The organism is Ruegeria sp. C9, assembly GCF_056537585.1.
In genome coordinates this window covers 389670-397012 of the sequence record NZ_JBQFRU010000006.1, presented here as the reverse complement: position 1 = coordinate 397012, position 7343 = coordinate 389670, and the positions used below count along the sequence as shown (strand labels likewise).

9 protein-coding genes and 1 pseudogene are annotated in these 7343 nt (G+C 54.4%); all 10 read left to right on the top strand.

Annotation, left to right across the window (positions count from 1 at the left end):
* A partial coding sequence (locus ACR0NE_RS17705) for an EF-Tu C-terminal domain-related protein (RefSeq protein WP_480762215.1) occupies window positions 1–194 on the top strand: 194 nt, incomplete at its 5' end.
* A 238-nt stretch (window positions 195–432) separates the two neighbouring features.
* Complete coding sequence (locus tag ACR0NE_RS17700; RefSeq protein ID WP_480459798.1) at window positions 433–2145, top strand: amidohydrolase; 1713 nt, start codon at window positions 433–435, stop codon at window positions 2143–2145.
* 27 nt (window positions 2146–2172) lie between these two features.
* Window positions 2173–2316 (top strand): annotated as a pseudogene (locus tag ACR0NE_RS17695) (EF-Tu C-terminal domain-related protein); the annotation flags it as partial.
* A 166-nt stretch (window positions 2317–2482) separates the two neighbouring features.
* Window positions 2483–3139 (top strand): hypothetical protein, encoded by a 657-nt coding sequence (locus ACR0NE_RS17690; RefSeq protein WP_170392904.1) that lies wholly within the window; start codon window positions 2483–2485, stop codon window positions 3137–3139.
* 256 nt (window positions 3140–3395) lie between these two features.
* Entirely contained in the window at window positions 3396–3710 is a 315-nt protein-coding gene (gene rpsJ, locus ACR0NE_RS17685; RefSeq protein WP_008756422.1) for a 30S ribosomal protein S10, read from the top strand.
* Between the two features lie 18 nt (window positions 3711–3728).
* Complete coding sequence (gene rplC / locus ACR0NE_RS17680; protein ID WP_170515968.1) at window positions 3729–4454, top strand: 50S ribosomal protein L3; 726 nt, start codon at window positions 3729–3731, stop codon at window positions 4452–4454.
* On the top strand, window positions 4451–5068 hold the full coding sequence (rplD, locus tag ACR0NE_RS17675) for a 50S ribosomal protein L4 (protein ID WP_170508772.1): 618 nt from the start codon (window positions 4451–4453) through the stop codon (window positions 5066–5068). Before rplC ends, rplD begins: the two co-directional genes overlap by 4 nt.
* Window positions 5065–5361 (top strand): 50S ribosomal protein L23, encoded by a 297-nt coding sequence (locus tag ACR0NE_RS17670; RefSeq protein WP_010437040.1) that lies wholly within the window; start codon window positions 5065–5067, stop codon window positions 5359–5361. The genes rplD and ACR0NE_RS17670 overlap by 4 nt, the downstream gene beginning before the upstream one ends.
* Entirely contained in the window at window positions 5358–5990 is a 633-nt protein-coding gene (locus ACR0NE_RS17665) for a hypothetical protein (protein WP_170597786.1), read from the top strand. The genes ACR0NE_RS17670 and ACR0NE_RS17665 overlap by 4 nt, the downstream gene beginning before the upstream one ends.
* 251 nt (window positions 5991–6241) lie before the next feature.
* On the top strand, window positions 6242–7276 hold the full coding sequence (locus tag ACR0NE_RS17660) for a fatty acid desaturase (protein ID WP_170567438.1): 1035 nt from the start codon (window positions 6242–6244) through the stop codon (window positions 7274–7276).
* Window positions 7277–7343: the final 67 nt, after the last annotated feature.

The window sequence follows — 7343 nt, the reverse complement described above, 5'->3', positions numbered from 1 at the left end:
TCTACTTCCGTACAACTGACGTGACCGGCACCGTGACCCTGGCGGCTGGCACCGAGATGGTTATGCCCGGCGACAACGTCGGCTTCACCGTCGAGCTGATCGCCCCGATCGCGATGGAAGACGGCCTGCGCTTTGCGATCCGCGAAGGCGGCCGCACCGTCGGCGCCGGCGTCGTCTCGAAAATCATCGAGTAATTCGCGTAAGCGAATATACAAAGAAAGGGCGTCCCTCGGGGCGCCCTTTTTCGTTTTTGCCTAAGCCAACAGTAATGCTAACTTCTTTCGTATTGAGACATTGCAATTAGAAAGAGGTCATAAGATGCACTTTTGGGCGCGTTCAGTTTGTCTTGTCGCAGCGGTTGCTTTCTCATCTACCTCTGCGTCCTCACAACAGATTGCGGATCGGATCTATTTGGGCGGGCCAATTGTAACGATGAACGATACGGCTCCGTCCGCCGAAGCTGTCGCAGTCAAAGACGGGCGCATTCTTGCGGTCGGGTCGCTATCTGACTTGTCGGTGCATCAGGGTGAGGAAACCGAAACCTATGATCTGGAAGGGCGCGCGATGCTTCCGGGTTTCGTTGATAGCCACGGACATGTCGTCATGGGCGGCCTGCAAGCCCTGTCCGCTAACCTTCTTGCGCCACCGGACGGGGATGTCATTGATATCGCCAGTCTGCAATCCACGCTGACTGACTGGGCCGAGGAGAATGCGCAAGCCGTTGAGCAGGTCAAAATGATCATCGGTTTTGGTTACGATAATGCTCAATTAAAGGAACTCCGTCACCCAACACGACAAGAGCTGGACATTGTGTCTGAGGACTTGCCGGTCGTCATTATTCATCAGTCTGGGCATATAGGTGTCGCAAACTCGAAAGCTTTGGAATTAGCTGGTATAACGGCGGCTTCCGAAGCACCTCCGGGCGGGGTGATCCAACGCGATGAGGCCGGAGAGCCAAACGGTGTTCTGGAGGAGTACGCGTTCTTTTCTGTTCTCGTTCCCTTGGTGGGAAATCTGGGTGAAGAGGGTCTGGCAGCATTTGCCCGAGCTGGAACCGACCTTTGGGCAAAGTTTGGATATACGACCGGGCAGGAAGGCCGATCATCAGGTCAGATTGTCGAGGTTCTCAGGAAAGTTGCTGCGGAAGAAGCTCTTCCAATCGATGTAGTAGCCTTCCCGGATGTTCTTGAGTCGAAAGAGTTTATTGGTGCGAACACTTCGAAAAGCTACGAAAACAGGGTTCGGGTCGGGGGCTGTAAACTTACAATTGATGGCTCGCCGCAAGGTTTCACCGCTTTAAGGGATCGACCCTATTATGATCCGGTTGGGAACTATGCTGCCGGCTACGCAGGATACGCAGCCATCACGATGGAGCAACTCCAGGACGCGGTGAATTGGTGTTACGACAACGATTTCCAAATCCTCGTGCATTCCAACGGTGAAGGGGCATCTGACATGCTGATTGCTGCACTCGAAGAGGCACAGATCAAGTATGGCGATCCTGGCAACCGCCCAGTTCTGATTCACGGTCAGTTTCTTCGCGAGGATCAAGTCGCAAGCCTTAAGCGCCTTGGTGTGTTTCCGTCGCTCTTTCCGATGCATACGTTCTATTGGGGCGATTGGCACCGGGATCATACGGTCGGGCCGATAAACGCAGAAAATATTTCGCCTACAGGATGGCTGCACGAGCGTGGCATGAAGTTCGGCACGCATCACGATGCGCCGGTCGCCTTTCCGAACAGCATGCGTGTTCTCGCCGCGACGGTAACCCGCCGCACACGGTCTGGTGACATTTTGGGTCCCCATCAAAGAGTCGACGTTATGACCGCCTTGAAAGCCATGACAATCTGGCCCGCCTGGCAGCATTTTGAAGAAGACGAGAAGGGGTCTATCGAAGTTGGAAAAGTCGCGGACTTTGTGATTTTGTCGGACGATCCTACTGCCGTCGATCCGGAAACACTGGCGGAGCTTGAAGTGCGTGTAACGATTAAAGGCGACGAGGTGGTCTATGAAGCGGAAGGCGATGTCAGAGAGGGAAATCTGCAATTCTCGCCATTTTCAAATGACCCTGTGATTGCACACCTTTTCATGCACGCGGTCTATCAAGGCATGAAGGTTGAAGCCCCGTGGCTTGTTAGGAACTAGCCTGTGGGTTTTGGGAACTGAGACGTCACCGAATTGGTTTTATCCGGCGACAGCTTTGGCTTCACCGTTGAGCTGATCGCGCCGATCGCGATGGAAGACGGTCTGCGCTTCGCGATCCGCGAAGGCGGTCGCACTGTCGGCGCCGGTGTTGTGTCGAAAGTCATCGAGTAATCACGGTAGGTCGGGGTTCAGCCCGGCACATCGGTGAGCCTAAGTAGGCCGCTCCAAAAGGGGCGGCCTTTATTACTTTTAGAGATTGAACACAGTCACTATTGAAACCACAATCTGGCAGTCTCTTTTTTAACCGACCAATCCTTTGAGAGAAGATGATTTGGACATGTCCAAAAAGCCGCGCTTTGCGATGTCAATTTTTTCAAGTTTAGTATTTTGGATTGGAACTTTAGCCCCGAACGTTTTGGTGTCCGCGCCATCCAGTGATGCGCAGGTATATAGCGCCTTAAAAAGCATGGGTTACTCAAACATTCTCATTGAAGGATGTAGTGTTTCGTTTTCGAGAATGATTGTGCCAACCAAAAGCAACGACTACCTAATCAAGTATGATCGATACGTTAACCTTCGCACACTTGATTTCAGTGATGCGTATGAAATTAGCGTTAGGGAAACTGACAACGGATATCTGCACATCGCCGTGGTGCCTCTTAACAAAAACTATTATCAGCACGAAACTCAAATACTTAACTTCAGAAGTTGGGTAATACGCAATTATCCAAACTCGAATTGGCCATACACTGACACAGGAATTGAAATTCAATCAGCTGCAAAAATTGAAGCCAAATTATGGAACATACTGCCTCAGGTTAAGCTCTTGAATCGATGGACTAAGCATAGTGCGAAGGGTTCATTGACATTACTTCCGCCTGAATTTCGGATGACTTATTTTGAACGCAACAACGTAGTTGAGTTCATGGATGCAATTGTTGAACAAGCAAAATACTATCATTGCTCTAACCTTGATGACGAGGGCGACGCATAGGCAGAGCGTATGTGGGTGAGTCTCTTTCGCTCAGCTAGCAAATCGAGACTTCGTTGATCCGTCTCGTTGAACTCTATTCTGTCAGACTGACGATATCTGATTTCCCCCTTGCCAAACCCCAACAACCCCACTAATACGCGCGAGTTCTCATCAAGAACATCAAGGCGGGGTGATTCCCGCCTTTTGGGTTCGATGAGGGTTGGCGATGCGCGTCTGTCCTCCTCTCAACCTCAACGCCTGATAAAAGGCTGTATCTATGCAAAGCCAAAACATCCGTATTCGGCTGAAGGCATTTGACTATCGCGTTCTGGATGCCAGCACGCAAGAGATCGTCAACACTGCCAAGCGGACCGGCGCGAACGTGCGCGGCCCGATCCCGCTGCCGAACAAGATTGAGAAGTTCACGGTTCTCCGTGGCCCTCACGTTGACAAGAAATCCCGCGACCAGTTCGAGATCCGTACGCACAAGCGTCTCTTGGACATCGTTGATCCGACCCCCCAGACCGTTGACGCGCTGATGAAGCTCGACCTCGCTGCTGGTGTGGACGTCGAGATCAAGCTGCAGTCGTAAGATCGGAGGGTATAGATTATGCGCTCTGGTATTATCGCAAAAAAAGTTGGCATGACCCGCCTGTTCATGGAAGATGGCAAGCAGATCCCTGTGACCGTTCTCCACCTGGACAACCTGCAGGTCGTTGCACAGCGCACCGCTGACAAAGACGGCTACACTGCCGTTCAGCTGGGCGCCGGTGCTGCCAAAGCAAAACGCACCTCGAAGGCCATGCGCGGTCACTATGCCGCTGCCAAGGTCGAGCCCAAGCGTAAGCTGGCCGAGTTCCGCGTCTCCGAAGATGGCCTGATCGATGTGGGCGCCGAGATTTCGGCGGAACACTTCCTGGAAGGTCAGAAGGTTGACGTTTCGGGCACCTCGATCGGTAAAGGCTTCGCCGGTGCGATGAAGCGTTGGAACTTTGGTGGTCTGCGCGCCTCGCACGGTGTTTCGATCAGCCACCGTTCGCACGGTTCGACCGGTCAGTGTCAGGATCCGGGCAAGGTGTTCAAAGGCAAGAAGATGGCCGGTCACATGGGCGCTGCCCGTGTAACCACCCAGAACCTGGAAGTCGTCAAAACCGACGCCGACCGTGGTCTGGTCTTCATCAAAGGCGCCGTTCCCGGACCGAAATCGGGCTGGGTCACCGTCAAGGACGCCGTCAAGAAGAAAGCACCGGAAGGCCTGCCTTTCCCGGCTGCTGTGAAATCGGCTGCAACCGAAGCACCTGCGGAAGAAGCTCCCGCGGAAGGTGGTGAAGCATGAAACTTGATGTAATCAAACTGGACGGCGGCAAGGCCGGCAACATCGAGCTGGATGCAGACCTGTTCGGTCTCGAGCCGCGCGCGGACATCCTGCACCGTGTGGTCCGTTGGCAGCGCAACAACGCGCAAGCTGGCACCCACAAGGTCAAGACCCGCTCGGAAACCAGCTACTCGACCAAGAAGATCTATCGCCAGAAGGGCACCGGTGGCGCACGCCATGGTGACCGTAACGCGCCGATCTTCCGTGGTGGTGGCATCTACAAAGGCCCCGTCGTGCGTTCGCACGGCCACGACCTGCCTAAGAAGTTCCGCAAGCTTGGCCTGCGCCACGCTCTGTCGGCAAAAGCCAAGGCAGGTGAGCTGGTTGTGATCGAGAGTGCCGAAGCCGAAGGCAAGACCGCCGCTCTGGCCAAACAGGTTGCAAACCTGGGCTGGAAACGTGCTCTGGTCATCGACGGCGCGACCGTGAACGAAGGGTTCCTGAAAGCGTCCAAGAACATCGAAGGTCTGGATATCCTGCCGTCGATGGGCGCAAACGTCTATGACATCCTCAAGCGTGACACTCTGGTGCTCACCAAAGCGGCTGTCGAAGCACTGGAGGCTCGTCTGAAATGAGCGCGAAGGCAGAACACTACGACGTGATCCGCAAGCCGGTCATCACCGAAAAGTCGACCATGGCGTCCGAAAACGGCGCGGTTGTCTTTGAAGTGGCGATCGATAGCAACAAGCCGCAAATCAAAGAGGCCGTTGAGGCTCTGTTTGGTGTGAAGGTCAAAGCGGTGAACACCACCGTGACCAAAGGCAAGGTCAAGCGGTTCCGCGGCCAGCTGGGCCGTCGCAAAGACGTCAAAAAAGCATATGTGACCCTGGAAGAGGGGAACACCATCGACGTGAGCACCGGTCTTTGATCCGACGCTTACTGCGACTATTCACGGCCCCGGCGGTTCAACCCGCCGGGGCCGATTTCGTTTCAGACCTTGAAACTGCGCGTCAGCAGGTGTTGGAGAAGATGCGGGCTTTCAGCGCCGAGCCCTATTTTCAGATCGCCGATGAAAAGCTGGGGCTTTTGTCGGTTTTCGACGATCTGAAATACGACCGCGCGGATGTGGACATGATCTCTCCGGCGATGCGCAATCATGTGGTCGGTAAGCTTGGTCCGCTGGGGTTTCGCCAGACCTCGGGTACGGTGTTGGAACACGTCGAGGCCGAGATGCGTGTGCACATCCCCAAGTTCCACGCCCTCGGTGCGTCGCCCTTCGACATCACGCGCTATACTGAGAAACGCCCGCAGGATTACTGTCTCCTTACGCCCACACAGGTGGCCTGCCAGTACGTGGATCACTACGTGCTGGACGAAGCGGTGCAGCGGATCGAGACGTTAATTACGAAGCACCCGATCAACCTGCTCAAACTGGCGGATTATCTGGAAGGCAAACCCAAGCACCGCGCATTTCGCGAGGTTTTGGGTCATATCAAACTCAAGCAACGTATCGCGGTAGAGTCTGAGCCGCTCTGCAGAAGGCGGTCGTTGGGGTAAGAGTTGCGTTGACTCATCAGAAACGCTTCAGAAGCACGTGCAACCCTGGAAGAGAGACCACACATCGATATATCCGGCGGTCCGTGATTGGACGCGTCTTTGGGGAGAGGTAAGTGGCGTGCTCATGGGGGTTGTTCTTACGCGGCGACACAAAAATTTGAGCGCTAAACTCTCATAATTTGCACAATTCGCTTGCTATGTCGCGCGGGTAGTCTATCCGGCTTCCAACAAACAAAAGACATGGCAGGCGCATGACCGAAACCTCTCTCTCGACCCGGGAAAACCCGGATAGAACTGCCGCGCGGGATTGGGTTTCGACGCTTGCCAAATACCGCGAACCTAATCAATGGCGCAGTTCCTTTGAGCTGGGTGTCAGCATTATCCCATTCTTTGTGCTTTGGGCGCTGTCCTGGATGGCATTATCCATCAGCTACTGGCTGGCATTTGCCATTGCGGTCTTGAATGCGGCCTTCCTGCTGCGCCTGTTTGCGATCCAACACGATTGCGGGCACGGGGCGTTCTTCAAGAACCGGACAGTCAGCGACTGGGTTGGACGGGTGATCGGGGTGCTGACCCTTACACCTTATGATGTCTGGCGCCGCACTCATTCTTACCATCACAACAGTTCGGGTAACTTGGACAAGCGGGGAATGGGGGATATCCACACGCTGACAGTGGCTGAGTACCAATCCAAGTCTCCCATGAACCGGTTCTGGTATCGCGTTTACCGCAATCCGGTCACACTGTTCGTACTTGGTCCCGGCTATTTGTTCCTGCTCCAAAACCGTCTGCCCTTGGGTTTAACTGGTAGCGCTCGGTTCTGGGTCAGCGCGATGGGCACCAATATAGCTATTCTGACCGCACTTTTTGCTGTCTACTACTATGGCGGCTTGATGCCGGTCCTACTGATTTTTCTGCCCTCAACCCTGATTGCGGCAACTGCAGGAGTATGGCTGTTTTATGTTCAGCACCAATTCGAAGAAACGCATTGGGAATCGGACAAGGATTGGCAGTTGCACGAGGCGGCCCTGCACGGAAGCTCGCATTATGTTCTGCCGCCGGTGCTACAGTGGTTCAGTGCCAATATCGGCATCCACCACGTGCACCATCTGTACAGCCGCATTCCGTTCTACCGCCTGACCGAAGTGCTGCGCGATCACGACGAGTTGGCAAACAGCAACAGGATGACCATTCGTGAGAGCATTGCCAACGCGCGGTTGCACCTGTGGGACGAAAAACACCGCCGCCTGTTGTCCTTCGCCGAGGTTCGCGCATTGTATCAGTGAGTGGCAAGTTACCCGAGTTCTTCCGGCCGAATAAGTAATACCCACTGATCGCGCGACTTGCGAAATT